Genomic DNA, 21,093 nt, shown 5'->3' on the forward strand with positions numbered 1-21,093 from the left:
TCAAACCTTCCGGTGTTCCCCGCCAAGCGGGTAGTGGCAGGCCACTTCATGGCCGGGGCGGATGGCGCGCAGCAGGGGTTCCTCCACGCCACACCGCACCTGCGCCTGCGGGCAGCGCGTGTGAAACCGGCAGCCCGCAGGCCGGTTGACGGGGCTGGGCACGTCGCCGCGCAGCAGCATGGCAGGGGCGGCTCCCACCACGGGGCGCGGCACGGCGGCGGTCAGGGCTGCGGTGTAGGGGTGGGCGGGTGCATGCAGCACGGCGTCCGTCTCGCCACATTCCACAATCGCACCAAGATACATGACCGCGACACGCGTGGAGATCTGCCGCACCACCGCAAGGTCATGCGCCACGAACACATAGGTCAGCCCCAGCCGCGCACGCAGGTCGGCAAACAGGTTGACGATCTGGGCCTGCACCGAAACATCAAGCGCCGAGACCGGTTCATCGGCCACCACCAGCCGGGGCGAGAGCGCAAGCGCGCGGGCAATATTGATGCGCTGGCGCTGCCCGCCCGAGAAGGCATGCGGATACCGCGCAAGCGCCGAGGCAGGCAGGCCGACCAGCGCCATGAGTTCGTGCAGCCGCGCGGTGATCGTGGCCGCCGTGCGTCTGCGCCCGTCGGGACCAGGGTGCACGCGCAGCGGCTCGGCCAGCAGGTCGCCAACGCGTCGGCGCGGGTTAAGCGCTGCGGTGGAGTTCTGGAACACCATCTGCATGCCCGGACGCAGCGGGCGCAGCTTTCGTTCGCTCAGGGTGGTGATGTCGCGGCCTTCAAACAGCACCTGCCCTGATGAAACATCATCGAGGCGCAGCATGCACCGCCCCAGCGTGGATTTGCCGCAGCCTGACTCGCCCACCAGCCCCAGCATCTCGCCGGGCATGACGCGCAGCGATATGCCATCAACCGCCTTGAGCTTCTGCCCACGCGGCAGGCGGTAGGTCTTGCGCACGTCGCGCAGTTCCAGCACGGGGGTGAATGGGGTCATGGTTGCGTGGCCTGTGCGGTGGCGCGGGGTGGCAGGGGCGTGCCCTCGGCGGGGAGTACGCAGGCCGCCTGCTGCCCCGGCCCGATGCTGGCCAGGGCTGGCGGGGCAGGCAGGCAGGTGGCATGCACATGCGCGCAGCGCGGGCCGAAGGCGCAGCCTGCCGGGCGCTCCCGCGGCGTGGGCGGCAGGCCCGCAATGGCGGGCAGGCGGTGCGGGCGCGGGCCGTAAAGCGGGGGGATGGAGTCCAGCAGGGCTGCGGTATAGGGGTGGGCAGGCCGGGCGAACAGGGTGGCGGTCGGGCCGCTTTCCGCCATGCGGCCGGAATAGAGCACGAGCGTGCGCGCGCAGGTCTGGGCCACCACGCCCATATCGTGTGTGATGAGCAGCACGGAGGAGCCGTGGCTGTGGCGCAGGCCACGCAGCAGCTCAAGGATCTGGGCCTGCACGGTTACGTCAAGGGCGGTGGTTGGTTCATCGGCAATCAGCAATGTGGGGTTGCATGACAGCGCCATGGCAATCATGGCACGCTGGCGCAACCCGCCGGAGAGCTGGTGCGGGTAACGCTGCGCCGTGCGGGCGGGGTCGGGCACGCCCATCTCGGCCAGCAGTTGCACCGTGCGTGCCCGCGCGGCCCGGCGCGAGAGGCGCTCATGTGCGCGGATCTGCTCATCAATCTGCCAGCCAATGGTATAGACCGGCGTGAACGCCGTCATGGGGTCCTGAAAGATCATGGCGATGTCACGCCCGCGCAAGGCCCGCAGGGCGCGCGGGGCCATGCCCACCAGTTCCTGCCCGCGAAAGCGCGCCGAGCCACGGACCTGCACCCCCGGGCTGTCGATCAGCCCCATCAGCGCCATGGCAGTGACCGACTTGCCCGAGCCGGATTCACCCACCAGCCCCACGATTTCGGCTTCATCCACGCAAAAGGACACGTTCTCCACCAGCCTGATCATGCCGCCATTGGCGGGCACGCTCACGCACAGGTTGCGCACATCAAGCAGGGGCATGGGATCAGCGGGCATCACGCACCCTCGGGTCAAGGAGTAAATAGACCATGTCCACCACCGCATTGGCCACCACCACGAAAATGGCGGAATACATGACCGTGGCCATGATGACCGGCAGGTCGAGATTGGTGAGCGCCCGATAGGTCAGCCGCCCTACGCCGGGCAGGCCGAACACCACCTCGGTCAGCAATGCGCCGCCGCCCACAAGCTGCGCGAAATCCAGCCCGAACAGCGAGACGAACGTGACAAGTGCTGTGCGCAGCCCGTGGCGCAGCATGACCCGCGTGGGCGATAGCCCCTTGGCCCGGGCCGTGCGCATGAAGTCCTCGCCTGCAAGGGCTACGAGATCAGCCCGGAGCACCCGGCTGTAGATGCCGATGAACATGACCGCAAGCACCACCCACGGAATGACCAGCGCGCGGAACCAGCCGCCCGGGTCCTCGCTGAACGGCACATAGCCCAGACCTGGCACCCATGAGAACAGCCATGTGTCATGATAGCGGCTCTGCGTTATCAGGTTGGTGACCTGCCCCAGCCAGAACACGGGTATGGAAATGCCCACCAGCCCCGCCAGCATGAGCGTGCGGTCCACCCATGTGTCCCTGAAGGCCGCAGCCAGCGTGCCCATGATGATGGAAGCACTCACCCAGATGAACGCGGCCCCGCACACCAGGCAGGCCGTGACCGGGGCGGCCTGCTCGATCTGGGGCACCACAAGCTCGCCCCGGTCGGCATAGGAGGCGAGATCGCGGGTGATGAACAGCTTTTTCATCATGGTCATGTACTGCACCGGCAGAGCGCGGTCGAAGCCGTATTCACGGCGCACTTTTTCCATGATCTGCGGCGAGGCGTTACGGCCTGCGATGCGCGCGGTCGGGTCGGCCCCCGGTGTTGCAAAAAACACCGCGAAGACCAGCACCGACACGCCAAACAGCACGAACAGCGTCTGGCCCAGCCGACGGAGCAGGGTAGGGATCATCGTGCGCCCTCGCGCCCGTCAAGCGCATCACGCAGGCCATCGGCCACGATATTGAGCGCCAGCACAACCGCCACGATGGCAAGCCCCGGGGCTACGGCCACCAGCGGGCGGGTATAGATCAGGCCCTCGCCATCCTGAATGATGGTGCCCCATGAGGCCTGTGGCGCCTGCACGCCCAGCGAGAGGAAGGACAGCGCGCTCTCCGCCAGCAGGGCCAGCGCCATGAGCAGCGGGCCGAGCGTTGCCAGAGTGGTGCTGATATTGGGCACGATGTCCAGCAGCATGATGCGCCATCCCGGCACGCCAAGGCTGCGCGCGGCAAGGACGAATTCCGCCTGCCGCAGCGCCAGCACCCGCCCGCGTATGGGCCGGGCGGCATAGGGCACATAAACCAGCGCTATGATGAAGATGGGAATGAGCAGGCTGTCCGCCCCCAGCGTAAACGGGCCAAGATGGATGGTCTGGCTGACCATGACGATGGAAAGCGAGATGGCAAACAGATAGACCGGCACTGCCCACATGATGTCCATGATGCGTGACAGGACAGCATCGACCACCCCGCCGCAGAAACCGGCCACGATGCCCGTCACTGTTGCCGCTACAAGGCACAGCACGGCGGCGCAGGCTGCAATGAGCAGGGAGTTACGCCCGCCATAGAGCAGGCGGGCGGCAAGGTCGCGCCCCTGGCTGTCAGCACCCAGCAGGTAGGCTGCATGCCCCGTGGGGCCTATGGGGCTGAGGCCGAGATGCAGCGGGTTGTCATTGGGCTGCATGATGTCCACCTCCTGCCCGCCCAGCACGATGCTGCCCGCCACGTTTGAGGCGAACGGATCGCTGTGGGCCACGTCATGGGCATAAAGCGGGGCCAGCAGGCAGGCGCAGGTGATGAACGCCAGCACACCCAGCGCGCCCATTGCCGACCTGTTGCGCCCGAACGCACGCACGGCCTGCCGCCACGGGCCGGATGGAAGCGGGGGGGAAGACGAAGACATGGTTGGCGGCGCACCCCGATGGCTTGCAGGACTGGTCCTGCCACTATAACCCGACCTGACCCGCATGCGGGAGTGCCTGCCATGATTTTATGTCACGCGCGCTTCTGCGGCCTCGGACCGGGGCAGGGCGTGAACGCCGTTTTCAGGCCAGAAGGCGGCGCATTTCCGTGCTGAACTGCTGCATGGCGTGCAGGTCTGTCTGCCATGTGGAAATCTTTTGTCCGTCTTCATCAGTAAATTCCATCTCTTCCAGATCGGTATGGAAAGAGAGAATGTCATTCAGGCAATGCCGATCGGCAGAAATGATTTCATTTTGGATATAAACTGTTCCATCAATTACGGAACAGGGCCAGGACATAAAGAAATTGGCCATGTCGGGGTCATAAACATTTACCAGAAAATACGATTTCCCGTTTGTCAGCACCCTTTCCGCTGCCGCAAGCCACTGTTCCTGATACTGGCGTGCATTGAAAAATATATTATTGGAGAAGAAATTTTCAGAGAAAGTGCCAATTTTTATGGTGCCATAATATCCTGTTTCACCGAACATATGGCCTTCGCCGGTAAAAGAAAGATCAAACATGACTGCGCCCTTGTATATGACCTGAAAATATCTTTCAGAAAGTATCCTGTTATCATAAAACCGACCCTGCTAACAAAACGGTTTCTGCTTTATTGATAGGAACAGGCCATGACGGAACTGCTACCATGCCCGTGCTGTAAATCATTGGAAATTTCAGGGTATGGGGATTATGAAATCTGTCGCGTCTGTAATTGGGAAGATAACCCCGTGCAGTCAGCAGACCCGGACTATTCAGGCGGGGCCAATAAACTCAGCCTGAACCAGGCAAGGGCCTGTCATCAGGCTGAAGCACAGATTTAACTTTTCAGACTTCGCAACAGGCGATGACAGCGCGGGTTCTTTCCATAAAATCAGGCGATTCATCATTTATCCGTCTGCATGTGGCAAATACTGTTTCCTTGATGCTTTTTGAGGCCAGGCTGAGCTGAGATAGGAGTATTTTCTTGCACTTCTGGTTATTTATCACTCTTAATAACGGCAATGTAGACCACTCAGGGGCAATTTTTATTAATTCAGGGAAGAATTCCAGAAGTTTTTTTATATAAACATGCTCATCCAGATCTTCTGCGGCTTTGAGTATCAGGAAACTGGCTTCATCCCTTTCGTCTTTGTCTGACAGTAACCCCAACATATCTGGAACAAATTCAGGAACGGTGATAAAGTTTTTATGAAGTTCCGTAACCAGTTGATCTACAGCCAATGTATCCGGATTCTCCACTTCAAGCTGCTTCTTCAATGCAGCTGTGGTTGATCCGTAAGTTCCGTTCATATGCTCATTTCCTGAAAATCGCCAGCAAAGGGCTTTATGGCATGGCGTGCCTTTCAGGCCCTAATTTTCCAGTAATGATATGGCTGTAGCAAAGCTTGGCGCAAGCGGCAGCAGCGGAGTGATGGTGGCCTGCCAGGCGTGGTACAGGTCGGCCTTGCCTGCATAGACCACGGCGGATGGCCGGTTGTTACGGTCAAGTTCCTGTATCCAGCCACCCCGTTTGCGGTCGATCATGTAAAGGTCGATATAATCCCATATCGTGCGGTACCACTGTTCATACTGCGCGTGCCCCGTGCGCTTGAGCAGGGCGGCGGCGGCGGTCATGGCCTCGGCCTGGCACCAGTGGGGGCGGTTATGCACCACGGGCTGGTGGTTCCAGTCGATGGTATAGACCAGCCCCGGCGCGCCATCGCGCGCCCAGCCTGTTTTCATGCCACGGTGGAACAGGGCCACGGCATCATCCAGCAGCCACGATGGCGCATTGCCCTGCGTGCGCAGCAGGGCGGCTTCCAGCTTGAGCAGAAGGTGCGACCACTCCACAAAATGCCCCGGCGTCATGCCATAGGGGCGCAGGGCGTCAGTTGGGGTGTCGCGGTGGTAGTCGGGCAGGCGTGTCCAGTTCCGGTCGTAATGTTCGGGCAGGAAATAGTCGGCCTCGCGGGCCAGTGTGTGAATGAAGCGCTCCACCACGCGCAGCGCGCGCTGCCGCCACACGGGGTTGCCCGTTACGTCAGCCACCGCCATGCAGGCCTCGACCGAGTGCATGTTGGCGTTGGCGCCGCGATAGTTTTCCTCATCCGACCAGTCAGCGGCAAAACTTTCACGAAAGACGCCTTCCGCCTCGCTCCAGAAATGTTCTTCCCATACTTTCAATGCCGCATCGAGCAGCGCGCGTCCCTCCGGCACGCCCGCAACGGTTGCGGATGAGGCGGCAAGCGCCACGAAGGCGTGCAGATAGGCCTGCTTGCGGGCATCTTCTGGCTGTGCGCCATCGGTGGGGGGCGTAAGGAACCATCCATCATGCCCATGGTCGCGCAGGGGGCCGAGCAGGCACGCCACGCCATGGGCAGCAAGCGGGCCGCAGCCCGGCAGGCCACGCCCTGAAGCCACGGCATAGACATGGGTCATGCGTGCGCTGAGCGTGCTGTCCGCCGTGGCGGGGGGCGGCAGGTTGCCGTCGTCATCAAGGGCGGCAAACCCCTGCGCCACGCGTGATGGCTTGGAGAAATCAAGCAGGCGCTGGCCCTGCATGTCGAGCCAGCGGCGATGGGGCGAGAGGCGCAGCCATGATGCGGCAGGCAGCATCAGGGCGGGCAGCGGCTCAGCCATTGACGATCATGCCGCCATTGACGTGCAGGGTCTGCCCGGTCACGAACGATGAATCCTGCGCGGCCAGATACACATAGGCTGGCCCCAGCTCGCTGGGCTCGCCCACGCGGCCAAGGGCGGTCTTGTCACCCAGATGGGCAACCGAGTCCGGGTCAACCGGCCCCCAGCTTGCCGGTTGCAGCGGGGTCCAAACCGGGCCGGGGGCCACCGCATTCACCCTTATGCCTTTCGGCGCAAGCTGCAGGGCCAGCGCGCGGGTAAAGCCCATTTCCGCGGCCTTGGTGGTGGTATAGGCCACGAGCGAGGCATTGCCTGCAAACGCGTTGACCGAGGATGTGTTGATGATGGTGCTGTCACGCCCCAGATGCGGCAGGGCGGCGCGGGTGAGGTAGAAATAACCGTTGATGTTCACATCCATGTGGTGCTGCCACACATCATCGGTAATATCGGTCAGATCCTCGCTGACATACTGCACGCCTGCGTTGTTCACCAATATGTCGAGGCCGCCCAGCGTATCGACGGTCTGCTTGACCGCATCATCGCACACGGCGCTGTTGGCCACATTGCCGCGTATGGCCAGCGCCCGCACGCCCTCGGCCTTGGCCAGGCGCACTGTCTCGTGCGCGTCTTCATCTTCTTCAAGGTAGAGAATGGCAACATCGGCACCCTCGCGGGCAAAATGCAGCACGGCGGCCCGCCCGATGCCGCTATCACCGCCGCTGACCAGGGCGCGGCGTCCCTTCAGCTTGCCGCTGCCGCGATAGCTCTCGCGGATATGCTCGGCCTGCGGGTTCATCAACCGCTCGACGCCGGGCTGGTGGGGCTGGCTCTGGGGGGGAATGGTGGTGGTCATGCACGCGCTCCGTTGTGGTGGAGGAAAGGCAGGGCCATGCCCCGCCTCCACCTAACGCATGCACCGTGCAGGATGTTGCCTGCCTTCTGTCCGTCCGGCGTGGTGCTACCACCGCCCGCCGGGGCCGCCGCGCATGCGCGCGCCATGCGGGCCGTAGCCATCATCGTAATGACCATCCTGCCATTCCCGATGGTGGCGGTGATGATGCCGCCCATCGGCGCAACTGGTCATGGACAGGGTAAGGGAAAGGATCGCGAGGATCTGTAGGGTCCGGCTCATGGGGATCTCCTGTGACTGCCGGATGGCAACGTGGCAGGAGGCGGAAGGTTTGAGCCGGTGCGAAGGAATATCGGGCACACCCGCTATCCTGCACTTGGGCAAACCAACGCAAAACGGGCCTGCCCGGCTTTTCCTGACCCGGCAAGCCCGTTGTAGAGACCTTTTGCCTAAAGCAAGAAGATCATCGCCGTCGAGAGCGCGAAGGCGATGGCCAGCAGGGCAGGACCCATGATGTCCCACCGGCTGGCATGACCGGGGTTATCCGTGCCGGTAGAAAAGGCACGACGGAGATGAAGCTGCATTGACGCCTCCTGTATCCGGGGCATGCGGATGATCAGGCATGCCTGTCGGCCTGCGTGTTCAGATGAAGATAAAGGACAGCCATAACGCCAAGGTCAGCAGGACCATGCCAAGGCCAACCAGATCCATGACACCGGGGTTTGTGCGGTACCGTGTTCCCATATTCATGGCAACCTCCCTTGCGGGGGGACATGTCCCACCCGCTGGAGATCACGTGGGATGCGCCGGGGCTGCCGGAAAGAGGGGGAAAGGCCGGATGACAGGCCCATTCCATCACGTTTGCGGCATCATCTGGTGCAGGCGCGTGGCCTGTGTCCGCCGCCTTTTTCAACAGGGCGGCGGATGGCCGCAAAAGGCCGTGCCCCTGTGGTTCAGGGGCACGTGCTGGTTCAGCTTTTTGCCTGTGCGGCGTCGATTTCAAGGGCAAGCTGCGCCATTTTCAACGCGCCCGCGCGGCTTGCGGCCCCGCAGATGAAGCGGGCCGGATGGGCGAAGACCGCATCGGCCACGCCTGATACGCTGGCCAGCGTTGCGCCATCAAGGCCGCGCCACGCCTCAGGCAGGGAGACGCGCTGGCCAAAGTCACCACGCACGGGCGGGATGGCCTTGACGTTCCAGCGATCGGGTGCGGCGGGGGAAACCACATAGACCACCGGCAGGTCGTGGTCGAAAATGACCTTCTCGGTCGGCATGCCGGTTTCCATGAGCAGGATGCGCTTGTCTTCCGCCTGCGCGTAGGCGGCCAGCACGCGGCTTTCCGCCTTGAGGCTGGCGCGCACGCGGTCGATCATGTTGACGAGATGCCCCGCCACCGCCACCGCCGCGTTGGCGAAGCCTTCGGTCTCGCGGGTTTTGGCGGCATCGGGGCCGTACAGTTCTACCGTATCCCATGTGGGGCGGCAGGCGGAGACGATATCGGCCAGCGAGAGCTTGCCCATCTTGGTCACGCCATTATCATCAAGGTCGATGGGCAGCACGAGCGAGCGGTCAAGGCTCTGCCAGATGGCGGCAACCTCTGGTTCCGGCACCGGGTTTTTGAGGATGCTGCGGATCGCGGCCATGCCGTAATCCTTCCACAACAGCCCGGCAGCACTATAGGGCGTGCCATCCTCGCGCAGGGGCTTTTCCTTCATGTGGTGGTCGTAGCGGCCCGTGGCGGGGTCGTATTTACCGCCCACGTCAAAGACGATATCGGCTGCGGCAATGCGCTCGGGCGAGCGGGTGCGCGCAAACGCCAGCCGCCCGTCGGGGCCGGTGCCCGTCACGCGCCCGCGCAGGTCGCCATCGGGTGCAAGCGCGTAATGCAGGATCACATAGCCCAGCGTCTCATCAAGGTGGAAGTTACCTGAATGCGTCACCGCGCTGACGGGAGCGGTGGGGTTTTCAAGACCGATGGGCGTATGTTCTGACATAAGGCGACCTGCTGCGGGCAAAAGTGAATTTGATAGTGTCGTCATGCCGCAAACCCCCCGGCAAGACAATGGGCAGTTTCAGGTGCCGGGCAGGGGATGCCAGCCATCGGCCTGCCTGCCAAAGAGCGGAATATGGCCCAGCGCGTGCACCGGTGGCACGGGGGCAGGGCAGGCTGCCACCAGTGCCGCCCGCCAGGCCCAGCCTTCGGTCAGCACGGCTGCAATGGCCACCACGGATGCCCCCGCGCGCTCGAGCAGTTGCACGGCAGCCGCCGCCGTGCGCCCGGTGTTGAGCACATCATCAATCACCACCACGCGCCTGCCGCGCACGCGGTCCACCAGCGCGGGGTCAATGTAAAGATGCTTGGTCTGGTCAGGGCTGGTTGATGAGGTGAGCGGAATGGCAAGGCTGTCATCATACCAGAATTTGCGTGAGTGCCCCAGCGCCACGTAGTCACCCATGCCAAGCTTTTCCGCCACGGGCCGGGCATAGGCCAGCCCCATGGTGGGCACGCCAACAATCGCCTCGGGCGCCAGCGGACTGACCATTTCAGCCAGCAGGCGGATGAGATGGTGCTCGACGGCAAAACTGGTCTGGTTGGCCATGAGCAGGGCAATGGCCTGCGCGTCGCCGGGCAGGGGCCGCAGCGGCAGGGTCAGGGTAGAGCCATCATGCAGTCGCACCGGATAGGATGCATCATAAGGCGGAGTGGCAGCGGGCGCGCCATCAGGCGACCATGTGGCGTGGTAGGCGGGAAGGGTCACGGATCAATTGGTCCCGGTCATGGAGTGAAACAGTCCGGGGCATGATACCGCGCCCCGGACTGCATGATACACACCCCTGGCGGTTCAGGCGATGGTATCGACCAGAATGATCTCGGCATCCTCCAGCGCGCGCACATGCACGGTCTCGATGTCGGACAGGGCCGCGCCGTCACGCTCGCTTACCCGCACGCCGTCTATTTCCACTGCGCCGCGCGCAGGCACGAGGTAGCCCAGCCGATCGGCACCCAGCCTGTAGGTGGCTGTCTGCCCCTTGGCGAGGGTGGCGCCAAGCACGCGGGCGTCGGCGTTGATGGGCAGGGCATCGTCATCGCCCGCCCGCCCCGAGGCCAGCACCACGAACTGCCCGGCACGCTCATGCCGCGGGAAGGCGCGCGTGCCCCATGAGGGGGCATGGCCCGTGCGGTCGGGCATGATCCAGATCTGGAACAGGCGCGTGGCGACAGTGTCGCGGTTGTATTCGCTATGGCGGATGCCGGTGCCAGCCGACATCACCTGCACGTCACCCGCCTCGGTGCGCCCGGTATTGCCCAGGCTGTCGGTATGGGTAATGGCACCTTCGCGCACGAAGGTGATGATTTCCATATCCCGGTGCGGATGGGTGCCAAAGCCGGTGCCGGGTGCGATCATGTCATCATTCCATACCCGCAGCGCGCCCCAGTGCATGCGGGCGGGATCATGATACCCCGCAAACGAGAAATGATGCCGTGCATCGAGCCAGCCATGGTCGGCGTGGCCCAGTTGGCCAAAGGGTCGGACTTCGATCATCGGGTTTCTTCCTTTCTGTTGCCCTCATGGTATCGGACCGGGTCCGGTGTTGATATGGAAATGAATGAAACATTTCATTTCCCATTTTTGCATCATCAACGCACGACAGGGCGGGGTAGAGACAGGAGCATGCAGATAGGTTAGGGAAACACATGGCCCGCACCCTTTACCGAGTTTGCCGATGAGACTGCCGGATTTCGAGGCCTGGGCCATTTTTGCAAAAGTGGCGGAACGCGGCTCGTTTGCCCGCGCGGCGGAGGATATACAGCTCTCCAAGCCCACCGTATCAAAAGCCATCAGCCGGCTTGAGCAGTCGCTTGGCGTGGCCCTGTTCAACCGCAATTCGCGCCAGATGTCGCTGACCGAAACCGGTCGCCTGCTGCTCGGCCATGCCAACACCATCGTGGCCGAAGCCGAGGCCGCCGAGACACAGGCCCGCGGCGGCACGCGCGTGCCTTCGGGGCTGATCCGCATGGCGGCCCCCATGACCTTTGGCATACAGCACCTTGCCCCCGTGCTGCCCGAATTCCTGCGGCGCTACCCTGAAATCGATCTCACCATCGATTACAGCGATGCGCTGGTCGATCTGGTGGCGGGTGGCTACGATCTGGCGCTGCGGATTGCGGCGCTGGCCGATTCATCGCTGCGTGCCCGGCGGCTGTGCAGCGTGCGGCTGGCGCTGGTGTGCACGCCAGCCTATCTGGCGCGGATTGGCGCGCCCGATGATCCGCATGCGCTCGAGGGGCACAAGAGCTTTGTCTATACCAATACCGCTGCCCCCGGCATGATCCGCCTACGCCATGAAGGCGATGGGCGGGAGTTCGTGCTCTCGCAAACCGCGCGGCTGCGGGCTGATAATGCGGCGGGCTTCCTGCCCGCGCTCGAGGCGGGGCTGGGGTTCGGGCTGTTCCCCGAATTCATGGTGTGGGAGGGGCTGAAGGCGGGCCGCTTCGTGCGCATGCTGCCCGGCTGGGAAGCGCCGCCGGTGGGCCTGTACCTGATCACACCCGCAAGCGGGCTGCGGCCCATACGGGTCAATGCCTTTATTGATTATCTGGTAGGCGCTTTTGGCCACCCGCCCTGGGCACAGGATGGGGACTGCGCTTAGGCGGCAGGAGCTCCCCCCGGCGCAGCAGGCCGGGGGAAGGGAAGATCAGGCGGAAAGCTTGCGTGCAAGTCCTGCCACGTGCTGGCCAAGATAATGGGCGCCATCAAGCTCGGTGGGGCTGGGCTGGCGCGAGCCGTCGCCTGCCGCGATGGTGGTGGCGCCATAAGGGGCGCCGCCAGTCACTTCATCGAGCCGCATCTGGCCCTGAAAGCTGTAGGGCAGGCCGGTAATGACCATGCCATGATGCAAAAGGTTCGTTATCAACGAAAACAGCGTGGTTTCCTGCCCGCCATGCTGTGTTGCGGTGGAGGTGAACACCGCGCCCACCTTGCCGACCAGCGCGCCCTTGAGCCACAGCCCGCCGGTCTGGTCCCAGAAATTGGCCATCTGCGAAGGCAGGCGGCCAAAGCGGGTGGGTGCGCCTACGATGATCGCATCATATTCCGGCAGTTCCGCCGTGGTGGCCAGCGGGGCGGACTGCTCGGTCTTGAAATGATGGTTTTTGGCAACATCCTCGGGCACGAGTTCCGGCACGCGCTTGACCACGGCTTCCAGCCCGGCCTCGCGCACGCCTTCGGCCACGGCATGGGCCATCGTTTCCACGTGGCCGTAGGATGAGTAATACAGTACGAGAACCTTGGGCATCGTCATGACCTTCCGCTATGTTGCACGTAGCACTACCGGCTGAGTCCGGCAGGAGCCTCGACAATACGGCCCTGTGGGCCTGCCGATACGCCAAAATTGGAAACGCTTCATTTCCGGGAAGTGAAGGGTGCCGTTGGGCAGAAATATATTTCCTAATAAATTGCTGATAATAAACAATAAATTTTCATGACGGCAGGGGCAGGAACATGGTGGCCGTGACCCCGTCCTTACGCCAGTGCATGTCGAACGTGCCCGCACAGGCCTTGACGATGCGGCCGATCAAACGCAGGCCCTGGCCGCGCGCATCAGGTGTTGCCAGGGGGGCGGGCAGGGCTGGATGTTCCACCCATTCCAGCCGCACTTCGCCCGGCTCGCCCCGCCAGTGCAGGCTGATGCGCCCGCCTGTGCTGACCGCGCCGTATTTGGCTGAATTGACGCATAATTCCCCGACCACCAGCGCCACGGCATCGGCCGTGCGCCGGTCGAGGGCAAGCCCGGGGGGAATATCCAACGTGAAACAGTCTTCCGCCGCGCCGCAGAAGGGGGTGACCAGCACCTCGATCAGTTCCCGCAGGTCGGCTGCCGTCGTGTCATCATCAAACAGGGACTGCGCGCGGGCCAGCGCCATGATGCGCTGCTCCATATCCGCCACGAATTCACCAAGCCGGGGGTCATTGCCAGAAAAGCGGCGCAGCAGGCTGCACACGATGGTGTAGCTGTTGCGCAGGCGGTGGCGCATTTCCCCGATCATGACCCGCAGGGCTTCGCGGTCGTTCTCGGCCTGGGTCACATCGCGTGATATGCTCAGGAAACCGATTGGCCTGCCGCCATCATCGCATACCTGCGTTATGCTGACTTCCCACCAGCGCGGGTCGTTTTTGGCCGTGGGGCACGCCCCGCGAAAACGGGCGGTCTCGCCTGTGCGGGCGGCGCGCAAGGCGCTGTCTATATCGGCCTGGAGCGCATCGGGCCATAGCGCGGCCCATTGCATGCCCGCAACCTGTGTAAAGGAGTCAATCTCCATGGCGCACAGGCCATTGGCATTCATCCAGATCAGGTTGCCATTGCAGTCAAGCAGTTTGACGCAATCCGTGCTCTGTTCAAGAACGCGAGCCAGATCCGTAGCCGTAAGCGAAGCGCGTGTTAACATCCCCGCACGCTACAGCAAAAAAATCAGTGGCGGAAGGCACGCCACCGGGGGAAACGGTTTTTACACGGGCCTGTTCATGGAAGTGACTTCCGGCCCCGCGGGCTTTATAGAAAGGGGCAACACGGGGGCCGGGCGTGGGTGGCACGCACCATCAGGGTTTCTGGCCTTCATCTGGCCCGGTCGGATACGACCCCGGCACCCATACGGATACAGGCGGAATCATGCGATCGATTATAGAACACGTCAGGCAGATCAACGCGGAGCGCACACCGGTGATGAATCTGTGTGCCTGCCTGTGCGTTGTGGTCATGCTGGGGCTTGCCAATCTGGTTTGTCACTACGTGCTGCATACGGACATGTCTTTCCTCATGCCCTGGATGCTGGCGGCCACGGCGCTGTATTTCTTCATACCCGCGCTGGTGTTGTGGATTGCAACGGGCAACCCCTCGGGCAAGTAAGGATGGATGGCAGCCCCCCGGTGCAGACTCAGGGCCGGGGCGTGAGGGTCCATACGCTTTCCCAGGCCGGGCAGGCGCCTTTCAGGCCGCCGGGCACGGCGTGCCGGACCACAAGGGTTGGCAGGAATGTCGTGGCGTAATACTGGCGCACCATCGTTTCATCCACCGCGAAGGGTGGCCCCGCCCGGCATGACGGCTCATATTCCAGGCAGATGAGCAATTGCGGCGCGGCATGGGTCAGGGCAACGAGGTGGCGGGCATAGGCCACCCGCATGGGAGCGGGCAGGGCGATCAGTGCCGCGCGATCATAAACGGCATCCACCGCCCCAAGCCGTGCCGGGGTGAGGTCAAGGATATTGCCAACAAAAACGCAGAGCTTACCTGCCTCGAAGCGTTCAAGTGGGCCAAGGGGCGTGACATGCGGCTCCAGGCCGAGTGCCGCAAAAAGGCGTGTGACGGCAATGCGGCTGAGTTCGCAGCCCACCACCGCGTATCCCTGGGCGAGCAGCCAGTGAATATCGAGGCTCATGCCGCACAGGGGCACGAAAACCTGCGCGCCCGCAGGCAGGTGCAGGGTGGGCAGGTAGCGGGTCAGCAGGGCATTGGGGCGGGGTTCATGAAAGCCGGTCTCGCCGCGTTCCCACTTCGCCTGCCAGAAAGCTTCGTCCATCATATGCGCCTTTGTGCCAGCAATAATGCTGCCTGTGGTAGCGCGTTCCCTCCGGCGTGAACAGACAGGCCCTGCCTTATTGCCATGCGCCGGCCTGTGTCATGCATTCTGCAAAAAAGTTGCGGTGCGATGCCTGGCTGACCCCGACGGTCGTTGCCGTATAGTCACTGCCAAGCGAACGGCCCTCGCATCTGGCCTCGGCGTTACGGTAACGGCTGCTGTCTGTCGGGATGGCGGCCCGGTGCCCCGTCATGTACCCATAAACTGAATTGGCATGGTTATGGGCGCGCAAGCGCGCGGGCAGGCCGATATGATAGCTGTGGCTGGCCGCGGGCCGGGGCAGGGCGGCAAGCATCGTGACGGACAGCGCCACGACGGTGATCCTTTTGAGCATGAGCAATACCTCGATTGGGTTTGCACCACTTGTAAGGAAGCAATGTTACGGAATTATATGCCGGTATCGCTTTTTTGTTTCAAATGGATTATATATTATTCATCTTGCAGCAATAAAAGCCGGTCCTACCAGCCCATATTACCCGGTCCGCTCCAGCCACCGCCCAGACTGCCCCATTCGCCCTGCGGGCCGCCATTGCCGTGATCCGATGCCGCGCGCGCATTGTCATCAAGGCGCGGATTGTTGTCCGCGCAGGCAGTCAGTGCGGCAAGACAGGCAAGGAGCAGGAAAAAGCGCGGGGCCAGACGCATGGCAGTTGCTACTGGCTTGTCCCGCGCACCGGACGCAACCGGCGGGTGCGACCCCGGCGCAGGTGGATGGCCGGGCAAGCCGGGGCCGCGGGCAGCATGATACGTCATGCCTGTGCGGCACTGTGTGAATAAACCTGACCAAACGTAACAGACTGTAGGCCCTATCATCATGGCAGCGCGCAATCCATCCTGGCGGCGACAAGCGCAAATTGCGCGGGTGCATAGACACTCACCCCGTGCTGGCGCAGGAGGGCTGCGGTCACTCCCGCCCCGGCATGGCGCGTGCCGCTGAATGTACCGTCATAAATAAAACTGCTGCCACATGAAGGGCTGCCATCCATAAGCAGCGCGAGGGTACAGTGATGCCTCCGGGCCAGGGCCAGTGCAAGATGAGCACCCGCCACAAACGCGGCCGATACATCCTGCCCTGTCGCTTCATGAACCTGGCCCAACCCCTCCAGCACGGCGGCGCCATCGCGGCCCTGCACAATTTCAGCCGGGGGCCGGGGGGTCATGAGGCCTGCCTGCGTTTCAGGACAGCAGACCGTTACGCGCCCTTCCGCCTGCCATCGCGCCAGGCCACGCTCCATCAGGGGGCGGGCCGAGCCATCATACCGCACGGGCAGCCCCGCCAGGCAGCCGCTGATCAACAGGTTGGGTTTCATGCGCCCCACCGTGCCACGAACGGGCGGCAAGGAAAACCGCCATAGGGCACGTGGGCAGGGGCAGGGTGGAAAAACAGAAACGGCAGGAGCCGAAACTCCTGCCGCATGGTCTTTCTTCATCACGGATGTGTCGACCAACACATACCATTTAGTTTATGGTTGTTATGACATGATGTCATATGAAAAAAATGCAGCCCTACCATCCGTTAAGGCCTTGTTGGAAAAGCGCATCCTTGTCTTGCGCACCAGTCGTTCCGATTCAGGAACATATACTTTTGCAGATACAACCTGTAGCCTGATAAGGTAGCATTGCTTGCGCGGGGCAATAAATGCTGGCAAATCAAGGCGTGAGGGTGCACACGCATATCACGAAGCAAGAATTCCTGGCTCGAAGGAACAATGACGCGTGACCCAATGGAATATGATTTATCAGATTTCCATCGTAATCCGTAACGGCATCCTGCTGTGTTTTTTAACATGGGCGGTGATGCGGCTGGCCATGTGGGCAATCGAATTCCTGTTCGGCTCGGGTGGTGATGAGTAAAGGCCGTGCGCCTGCTTCTTGACCGGGGCAGGGGCAGCACGGATGATGGCGCGCATATTGCCACCAGGGATTGACCGGGCATGCAGTGGAACACGCTTCTCAGGACCGAACGCCTCAACGACCCTGACTACAGGCAGGAAAAGCACCGCCCCGCCTATATGCAGGACATGGACCGCATCCTGTTCTCACCGCCTTTCCGCAGGCTGGCGAACAAGACCCAGGTGCATCCGCTTTATGATAATGACCATGTGCATCATCGCCTGATCCACAGCCTGGAGGCCGCAACCGTGGGGCACTCGCTGGGCACCGAAGTAGGGTCATGGCTGGCCGATGACCTCAAGGCGCTTACGGCCGATCAGGTCAAGGTCGTGGCGGGCCTCGTGCAGACGGCGTGCATGGCGCACGACATTGGCAACCCACCTTTTGGCCATTCCGGTGAAGAAGCCATCGGATCATGGTTCAAGGAAAAATTTGCAGCAGATCACGATATCATGGGCGATATCCCGCCCCTGCAGCGTGTTGAATTCGAAGCCTTTGAGGGCAATGCGCAGGGTTTTCGCATCCTTACCCGTACCGAGATGTACAGGAACAAAGGCGGCATGCGGCTTGCGCTCGGCTCGCTTGGGGCTTTTACCAAATATCCGGTTTCAGCGCCTGTGCGGCTTGAGGCAGGGGCTGAGGGGCTGGTGAAAGGCACGCCCTATATCGGCCTCAAGAAATATGGATTTTTTGAAAATGACGTGCCCACCTTCGCGCATGTCGCAACTGAACTTGGCCTGCGGCGCACGGATATGCGCGACGGCAGCGGGCAGGTTATCGGCTCATGGTGGCGGCGGCACCCGCTGGCCTTCCTGATGGAGGCGGCGGACGATATCTGCTACAACATCATGGACCTTGAAGATGCCTTCCTTTCGGAAGATATCAGCTTCGAGGTAGCAACCGGCCTGCTTGGCGCGCTCACCGCCCGCTCGGGCAAGGAATACCCTGAACGCAGCCGTGCCGACATCGTGTCCATTTACCGCGCCAAGGCCATCAGCGGCGCGATTGCCGCCTGCGTGGACGCCTTTCGTGAGAATTACGCGGCCATCATGGATGGCACTTTCCCGCGTTCACTGGTCGAAGCCTCACGGCTGGGCGAAGAATTCCAAGCCATAAGGCAGGTGGCGCGAACCGAGATTTTCAATGCGGCGCGCAAGACGGAACTTGAGGTTTACGGGCGCAATGTCGTCTACCGCATTCTTGATGGCCTGCTGCCACTCTTCAATGAACTGCGCGCCGTGGAATGGGACTGCACCCGGCTGAGGGCCTATCACGCGCAACTGGTGCGCGCCCTGCGGTTGCCGGTCGCCCATGTCACCAACGCCTATGATGCGCTGCATGCGCTGACCGATTTCGTATCGGGCATGATCGATCGCTATGCCGTGAAAGTGGCGGACATGATCGGGCGGCGCTAGCCTGACTGGCGCGGCCGGGCATTGGCAAAGCCTGCGCGCATGATCTGAGGGGAACCAATCACGCTTTGGCGCTGTTCTGCAGGCAGGGAAGAGGGCTGACGGGTTGATCCGGTTGCTGCGTTTTCCTGTTTTTTTTCGGGAATACGGAGCATGCCTGCATGAGTTTTCCCTTTGAGGCCCTCGCGGCCTGTCGTGCTGAACTCGAGGCAGAAGCCAGCACGAATGACGCGCAGGCAATTTTCCCCACGCACGGGCTGGCGCGGCTGCAAGCGCTTGGTGTCCTTTCAGCAGCGCTGCCAGTCGCACTGGGTGGCAAATGGCCCGATGCAACGCCTGCGGCTGCTAACGGCCTGCTGCGCCTGTTGCGTTTGGTGGGGCAGGGCAGCCTGGCGCTTGGCCGGGTAGTGGAGGGGCATGTCAACGCGCTGCGCCTTGTCAGCCGGTATGGTTCTGCGGCCCAATGCGCTGCTGTTGCAGCCGATGTGCGCAGCGGCGCCCTGCTTGGCGTGTGGGTGACGGATGGCGCGCATCCCCTGCATCTTGAACAGACAGCACAGGGCCTGATCTTGCGGGGGCAGAAAGCCTTTGCCTCAGGCGCGGGGCATGTGACACAGGCGCTGGTTACAGCCCGCACGCAGGCGGATACGACGGTGATGCTGCGTGTTGCTGTAAGGCAGGGCTGTGTCATTCATCCTTCTGTCGGCGGGTTGAGCGGCATGCGGGGGGCAGGCACGGGGCAGTGCGATTTCGCGGGGGTGGCCGTCACTCCCGAGAACCTTATCGGGCAGGATGGGGACTATCTGCGCCAGCCGGAATTTTCAGCCGGAGCCTGGCGGGCCATGGCCGTGGCCCTTGGCGGGATTGAACGGCTCACCACCGTGCTGCGCGCGCAGCTTGCCGCGCGCGGGCGGGCACAGGCCCCGGCCCAGCTCGCGCGCATTGGCCAGGCGCTGATTGCTGCCCAGACCGCCATGGACTGGACGCGCAGGGCCGCTCATGTCGCCACCATGCAGGACCGCTACGAGGCGGGTGATGTCACCGCCACCGTCAATCTGGCGCGCATTGCGGTGGAGCGGGCAGGGCTGGAGGTGATCGGGCTGGCCCAGCGCGGTCTGGGGCTTTCGGCCTTCATCAAGACAAACGTGGCCGAACGGCTGACCCGCGACCTGGCCACCTATTTGCGCCAGCCCGCCCCGGATGAAGCATTGTGCGAGGCGGCTGCATGGTTCACGCAGCGCGACCTGCCCCCCACGGAGGCATGTGCATGAAAGCCGCCAGCATGCATGCGGCGTGGCGCAACCTGCCGCTGGCCCCTCTGGCCACCATCGCACCCGGCAGGGCACTGATCCTCGCCCCGCATGCCGATGATGAAAGCCTGGGCTGTGGAGGACTGATTGCCGCATGTTGCCAGGCCGGGCGGCCGCCCATTGTCGTTATCGTGACCGATGGCGCGGCCTCGCACCCCCATTCACGCCAGTGGCCTGCCGCAAGGCTGCGGCAACAGCGCCGGCAGGAGGCCGTGCGCGCGCTGGCCTGCCTGGGGCTGGAGGCCGGGCGCGTGGTGTTCCTCAACCAGCCCGATGCCGCCACCGCGCATGAGGGGCCGGTTTTTGACCATCTTGTGCGGGAACTGGCCCGTCTGGCTGTGCTGCATGGTTGCAGCACGGTTTTTGCGCCATCGCCGCTTGATCCACATTGCGATCATGAAGCCGTATGGAAAATGGGCTTGGCCCTGCGCCACCGCCATGCCCTGCCGCTGCTGGCCTATCCGGTCTGGGGCTGGCTTGTTGCGGCGGAGACGGCGCTTGACCTTGGCCCGCCCGTGGGCGTGCGGCTGGACATTACGCCCTACCGCGCGCTGAAGGCCCGTGCCGTCAGCGCGCATGAAAGCCAGTATGGCGGCCTGATTACCGATGACCCCACCGGATTCAGCCTGCCCGCCAGCCTGCTGGCGGCGCTGATAACGGATTTTGAAGTGTTTCTTGCGCCATGAGCGGGGCAAGCTGGCCGCGTGCCGTATTCGAGCGCATTCATGCACGGAGCACCGACCCGTGGGGCGTGGGAAGCCGCCCGTATGAGCGCAATAAATACCGCCACACCCTTGCGCTGCTGGCGGGCCAGCGGTTTCATCATGCGCTGGAACTCGGGTGTTCCATTGGTGTCATGACCGCCCGCCTGGCGCGGCAATGCGACCACCTGCTGGCCGTGGATGTGGCCGAAGCCGCCCTTGCGCAGGCACGGCGCCGCTGCGCGGAGATGGAAGGGGTGAGGTTTTATCGCGGGCAATTGCCTGATGACTTTCCTGACCTGCCAGCAGCGTCATGTGACCTGATCATTATTTCGGAACTGCTGTATTTCCTTTCACGCGCCGATATTGCGCGGCTTGCGACCCATTGCCTGCATGTGCGGCAGGCCGCAGCGCCTATCGTGCTGGTCAACTGGACCGGGCCGACCGACACGCCATGCAATGGCAACGAAGCCGCCCGCTATTTCATAGCGACCTGCCTTACCGCCGGGCTGCAGGTGATGCATGCCCAGCATCATGCACATTACCGGCTGGACATGCTGGGCCCTGTTGCAAAAGCGGATAATCAATAAAACAGCAGTGTGTAGTGCAGCTTTTTTTCAAAAAAGCTTCAAAAAATGCCGC

At 62.7% G+C, this 21,093-nt stretch carries 28 protein-coding genes; 9 read left to right on the top strand and 19 right to left on the bottom strand.

Annotated features, from left to right (window positions below; all coding sequences use genetic code 11):
• The 5 genes from QEG70_RS02095 to QEG70_RS02115 form a co-directional block, all read right to left on the bottom strand.
• Positions 1 to 990: an ABC transporter ATP-binding protein gene (locus QEG70_RS02095; protein ID WP_308719123.1), complete on the bottom strand. Its 990-nt coding sequence runs from the start codon at positions 988 to 990 to the stop codon at positions 1 to 3.
• Positions 987 to 2,012 carry an ABC transporter ATP-binding protein gene (locus tag QEG70_RS02100; protein WP_308719124.1) on the bottom strand — a complete coding sequence of 342 codons (1,026 nt, stop codon included), beginning with the start codon at positions 2,010 to 2,012 and terminating at the stop codon, positions 987 to 989. The genes QEG70_RS02095 and QEG70_RS02100 overlap by 4 nt, the downstream gene beginning before the upstream one ends.
• Positions 2,002 to 2,976, bottom strand: coding sequence for an ABC transporter permease (locus QEG70_RS02105; RefSeq protein ID WP_308719125.1), 975 nt, complete (start codon positions 2,974 to 2,976; stop codon positions 2,002 to 2,004). Before QEG70_RS02105 ends, QEG70_RS02100 begins: the two co-directional genes overlap by 11 nt.
• Positions 2,973 to 3,968 carry an ABC transporter permease gene (locus QEG70_RS02110; protein ID WP_308719126.1) on the bottom strand — a complete coding sequence of 332 codons (996 nt, stop codon included), beginning with the start codon at positions 3,966 to 3,968 and terminating at the stop codon, positions 2,973 to 2,975. The genes QEG70_RS02105 and QEG70_RS02110 overlap by 4 nt, the downstream gene beginning before the upstream one ends.
• Before the next feature lie 142 nt (positions 3,969 to 4,110).
• Positions 4,111 to 4,551: a hypothetical protein gene (locus QEG70_RS02115; protein ID WP_308719127.1), complete on the bottom strand. Its 441-nt coding sequence runs from the start codon at positions 4,549 to 4,551 to the stop codon at positions 4,111 to 4,113.
• A 108-nt stretch (positions 4,552 to 4,659) separates the two neighbouring features.
• Here QEG70_RS02115 and QEG70_RS16965 point away from each other — a divergent pair, with 108 nt between their 5' ends.
• Positions 4,660 to 4,851, top strand: a complete 192-nt coding sequence (locus QEG70_RS16965) for a CPCC family cysteine-rich protein (RefSeq protein WP_374762531.1) — start codon at positions 4,660 to 4,662, stop codon at positions 4,849 to 4,851.
• 4 nt (positions 4,852 to 4,855) lie between these two features.
• Here QEG70_RS16965 and QEG70_RS02120 read toward each other — a convergent pair whose 3' ends face one another.
• From QEG70_RS02120 to QEG70_RS02155, 8 genes are all read right to left on the bottom strand, one after another.
• Positions 4,856 to 5,320 carry an Imm30 family immunity protein gene (locus QEG70_RS02120; protein WP_308719128.1) on the bottom strand — a complete coding sequence of 155 codons (465 nt, stop codon included), beginning with the start codon at positions 5,318 to 5,320 and terminating at the stop codon, positions 4,856 to 4,858.
• A 60-nt stretch (positions 5,321 to 5,380) separates the two neighbouring features.
• Positions 5,381 to 6,649, bottom strand: a complete 1,269-nt coding sequence (locus QEG70_RS02125; RefSeq protein ID WP_308719129.1) for a D-mannose isomerase — start codon at positions 6,647 to 6,649, stop codon at positions 5,381 to 5,383.
• Positions 6,642 to 7,502, bottom strand: a complete 861-nt coding sequence (locus QEG70_RS02130; RefSeq protein ID WP_308719130.1) for an SDR family oxidoreductase — start codon at positions 7,500 to 7,502, stop codon at positions 6,642 to 6,644. Before QEG70_RS02130 ends, QEG70_RS02125 begins: the two co-directional genes overlap by 8 nt.
• Positions 7,503 to 7,607: 105 nt before the next feature.
• Positions 7,608 to 7,781 carry a hypothetical protein gene (locus QEG70_RS02135; protein WP_308719131.1) on the bottom strand — a complete coding sequence of 58 codons (174 nt, stop codon included), beginning with the start codon at positions 7,779 to 7,781 and terminating at the stop codon, positions 7,608 to 7,610.
• Between the two features lie 167 nt (positions 7,782 to 7,948).
• Positions 7,949 to 8,083 (bottom strand): hypothetical protein, encoded by a 135-nt coding sequence (locus QEG70_RS02140; protein ID WP_308719132.1) that lies wholly within the window; start codon positions 8,081 to 8,083, stop codon positions 7,949 to 7,951.
• A 387-nt stretch (positions 8,084 to 8,470) separates the two neighbouring features.
• Positions 8,471 to 9,493: an MYG1 family protein gene (locus QEG70_RS02145; RefSeq protein ID WP_308719133.1), complete on the bottom strand. Its 1,023-nt coding sequence runs from the start codon at positions 9,491 to 9,493 to the stop codon at positions 8,471 to 8,473.
• A 78-nt stretch (positions 9,494 to 9,571) separates the two neighbouring features.
• Positions 9,572 to 10,258 carry a phosphoribosyltransferase gene (locus tag QEG70_RS02150; RefSeq protein ID WP_308719134.1) on the bottom strand — a complete coding sequence of 229 codons (687 nt, stop codon included), beginning with the start codon at positions 10,256 to 10,258 and terminating at the stop codon, positions 9,572 to 9,574.
• Between the two features lie 84 nt (positions 10,259 to 10,342).
• Positions 10,343 to 11,044, bottom strand: a complete 702-nt coding sequence (locus tag QEG70_RS02155; RefSeq protein WP_308719135.1) for a pirin family protein — start codon at positions 11,042 to 11,044, stop codon at positions 10,343 to 10,345.
• Positions 11,045 to 11,225: 181 nt separating this feature from the next.
• Between QEG70_RS02155 and QEG70_RS02160 the strand changes: the two genes are divergently transcribed.
• Positions 11,226 to 12,152, top strand: a complete 927-nt coding sequence (locus QEG70_RS02160) for a LysR family transcriptional regulator (RefSeq protein ID WP_308719136.1) — start codon at positions 11,226 to 11,228, stop codon at positions 12,150 to 12,152.
• 45 nt (positions 12,153 to 12,197) lie between these two features.
• Here the strand turns inward: QEG70_RS02160 and wrbA are convergent, their stop codons facing one another.
• Positions 12,198 to 12,797, bottom strand: coding sequence for an NAD(P)H:quinone oxidoreductase (gene wrbA, locus QEG70_RS02165; RefSeq protein ID WP_308719436.1), 600 nt, complete (start codon positions 12,795 to 12,797; stop codon positions 12,198 to 12,200).
• 184 nt (positions 12,798 to 12,981) lie between these two features.
• Positions 12,982 to 13,947 (bottom strand): sensor histidine kinase, encoded by a 966-nt coding sequence (locus QEG70_RS02170; RefSeq protein WP_308719137.1) that lies wholly within the window; start codon positions 13,945 to 13,947, stop codon positions 12,982 to 12,984.
• A 221-nt stretch (positions 13,948 to 14,168) separates the two neighbouring features.
• On the opposite strand from QEG70_RS02170, the gene QEG70_RS02175 reads away from it, so the two are divergent.
• Entirely contained in the window at positions 14,169 to 14,405 is a 237-nt protein-coding gene (locus QEG70_RS02175) for a hypothetical protein (protein ID WP_308719138.1), read from the top strand.
• 28 nt (positions 14,406 to 14,433) lie between these two features.
• Here QEG70_RS02175 and tmpT read toward each other — a convergent pair whose 3' ends face one another.
• From tmpT to QEG70_RS02195, 4 genes are all read right to left on the bottom strand, one after another.
• Positions 14,434 to 15,075 carry a thiopurine S-methyltransferase gene (tmpT, locus tag QEG70_RS02180; RefSeq protein ID WP_308719437.1) on the bottom strand — a complete coding sequence of 214 codons (642 nt, stop codon included), beginning with the start codon at positions 15,073 to 15,075 and terminating at the stop codon, positions 14,434 to 14,436.
• Positions 15,076 to 15,151: 76 nt separating this feature from the next.
• Positions 15,152 to 15,469, bottom strand: a complete 318-nt coding sequence (locus QEG70_RS02185; RefSeq protein ID WP_308719139.1) for a hypothetical protein — start codon at positions 15,467 to 15,469, stop codon at positions 15,152 to 15,154.
• A gap of 125 nt (positions 15,470 to 15,594) precedes the next feature.
• On the bottom strand, positions 15,595 to 15,780 hold the full coding sequence (locus QEG70_RS02190) for a hypothetical protein (RefSeq protein ID WP_308719140.1): 186 nt from the start codon (positions 15,778 to 15,780) through the stop codon (positions 15,595 to 15,597).
• A 167-nt stretch (positions 15,781 to 15,947) separates the two neighbouring features.
• Complete coding sequence (locus QEG70_RS02195; RefSeq protein WP_308719141.1) at positions 15,948 to 16,445, bottom strand: 2-thiouracil desulfurase family protein; 498 nt, start codon at positions 16,443 to 16,445, stop codon at positions 15,948 to 15,950.
• On the opposite strand from QEG70_RS02195, the gene QEG70_RS02200 reads away from it, so the two are divergent.
• The 6 genes from QEG70_RS02200 (at position 16,444) to QEG70_RS02225 (ending at position 21,041) form a co-directional block, all read left to right on the top strand.
• On the top strand, positions 16,444 to 16,752 hold the full coding sequence (locus tag QEG70_RS02200) for a hypothetical protein (RefSeq protein ID WP_308719142.1): 309 nt from the start codon (positions 16,444 to 16,446) through the stop codon (positions 16,750 to 16,752). The two genes, QEG70_RS02195 and QEG70_RS02200, sit on opposite strands and share 2 nt — an antisense overlap.
• Before the next feature lie 99 nt (positions 16,753 to 16,851).
• Entirely contained in the window at positions 16,852 to 16,989 is a 138-nt protein-coding gene (locus tag QEG70_RS02205; RefSeq protein WP_308719143.1) for a hypothetical protein, read from the top strand.
• A gap of 80 nt (positions 16,990 to 17,069) precedes the next feature.
• Positions 17,070 to 18,443: a dGTP triphosphohydrolase gene (gene dgt, locus QEG70_RS02210; RefSeq protein WP_308719144.1), complete on the top strand. Its 1,374-nt coding sequence runs from the start codon at positions 17,070 to 17,072 to the stop codon at positions 18,441 to 18,443.
• Positions 18,444 to 18,601: 158 nt separating this feature from the next.
• The gene (locus QEG70_RS02215; RefSeq protein ID WP_308719145.1) at positions 18,602 to 19,711 is read left to right on the top strand and encodes an acyl-CoA dehydrogenase family protein; all 1,110 of its coding nucleotides are present in this window, start codon (positions 18,602 to 18,604) and stop codon (positions 19,709 to 19,711) included.
• Entirely contained in the window at positions 19,708 to 20,436 is a 729-nt protein-coding gene (locus tag QEG70_RS02220; RefSeq protein WP_308719146.1) for a PIG-L deacetylase family protein, read from the top strand. The genes QEG70_RS02215 and QEG70_RS02220 overlap by 4 nt, the downstream gene beginning before the upstream one ends.
• Positions 20,433 to 21,041 (top strand): class I SAM-dependent DNA methyltransferase, encoded by a 609-nt coding sequence (locus QEG70_RS02225; protein WP_308719147.1) that lies wholly within the window; start codon positions 20,433 to 20,435, stop codon positions 21,039 to 21,041. The genes QEG70_RS02220 and QEG70_RS02225 overlap by 4 nt, the downstream gene beginning before the upstream one ends.
• Positions 21,042 to 21,093 lie beyond the last annotated feature (52 nt).

The organism is Komagataeibacter xylinus (assembly GCF_031081985.1).
GTDB classification, from domain to species: Bacteria; Pseudomonadota; Alphaproteobacteria; order Acetobacterales; family Acetobacteraceae; genus Komagataeibacter; species Komagataeibacter xylinus_E.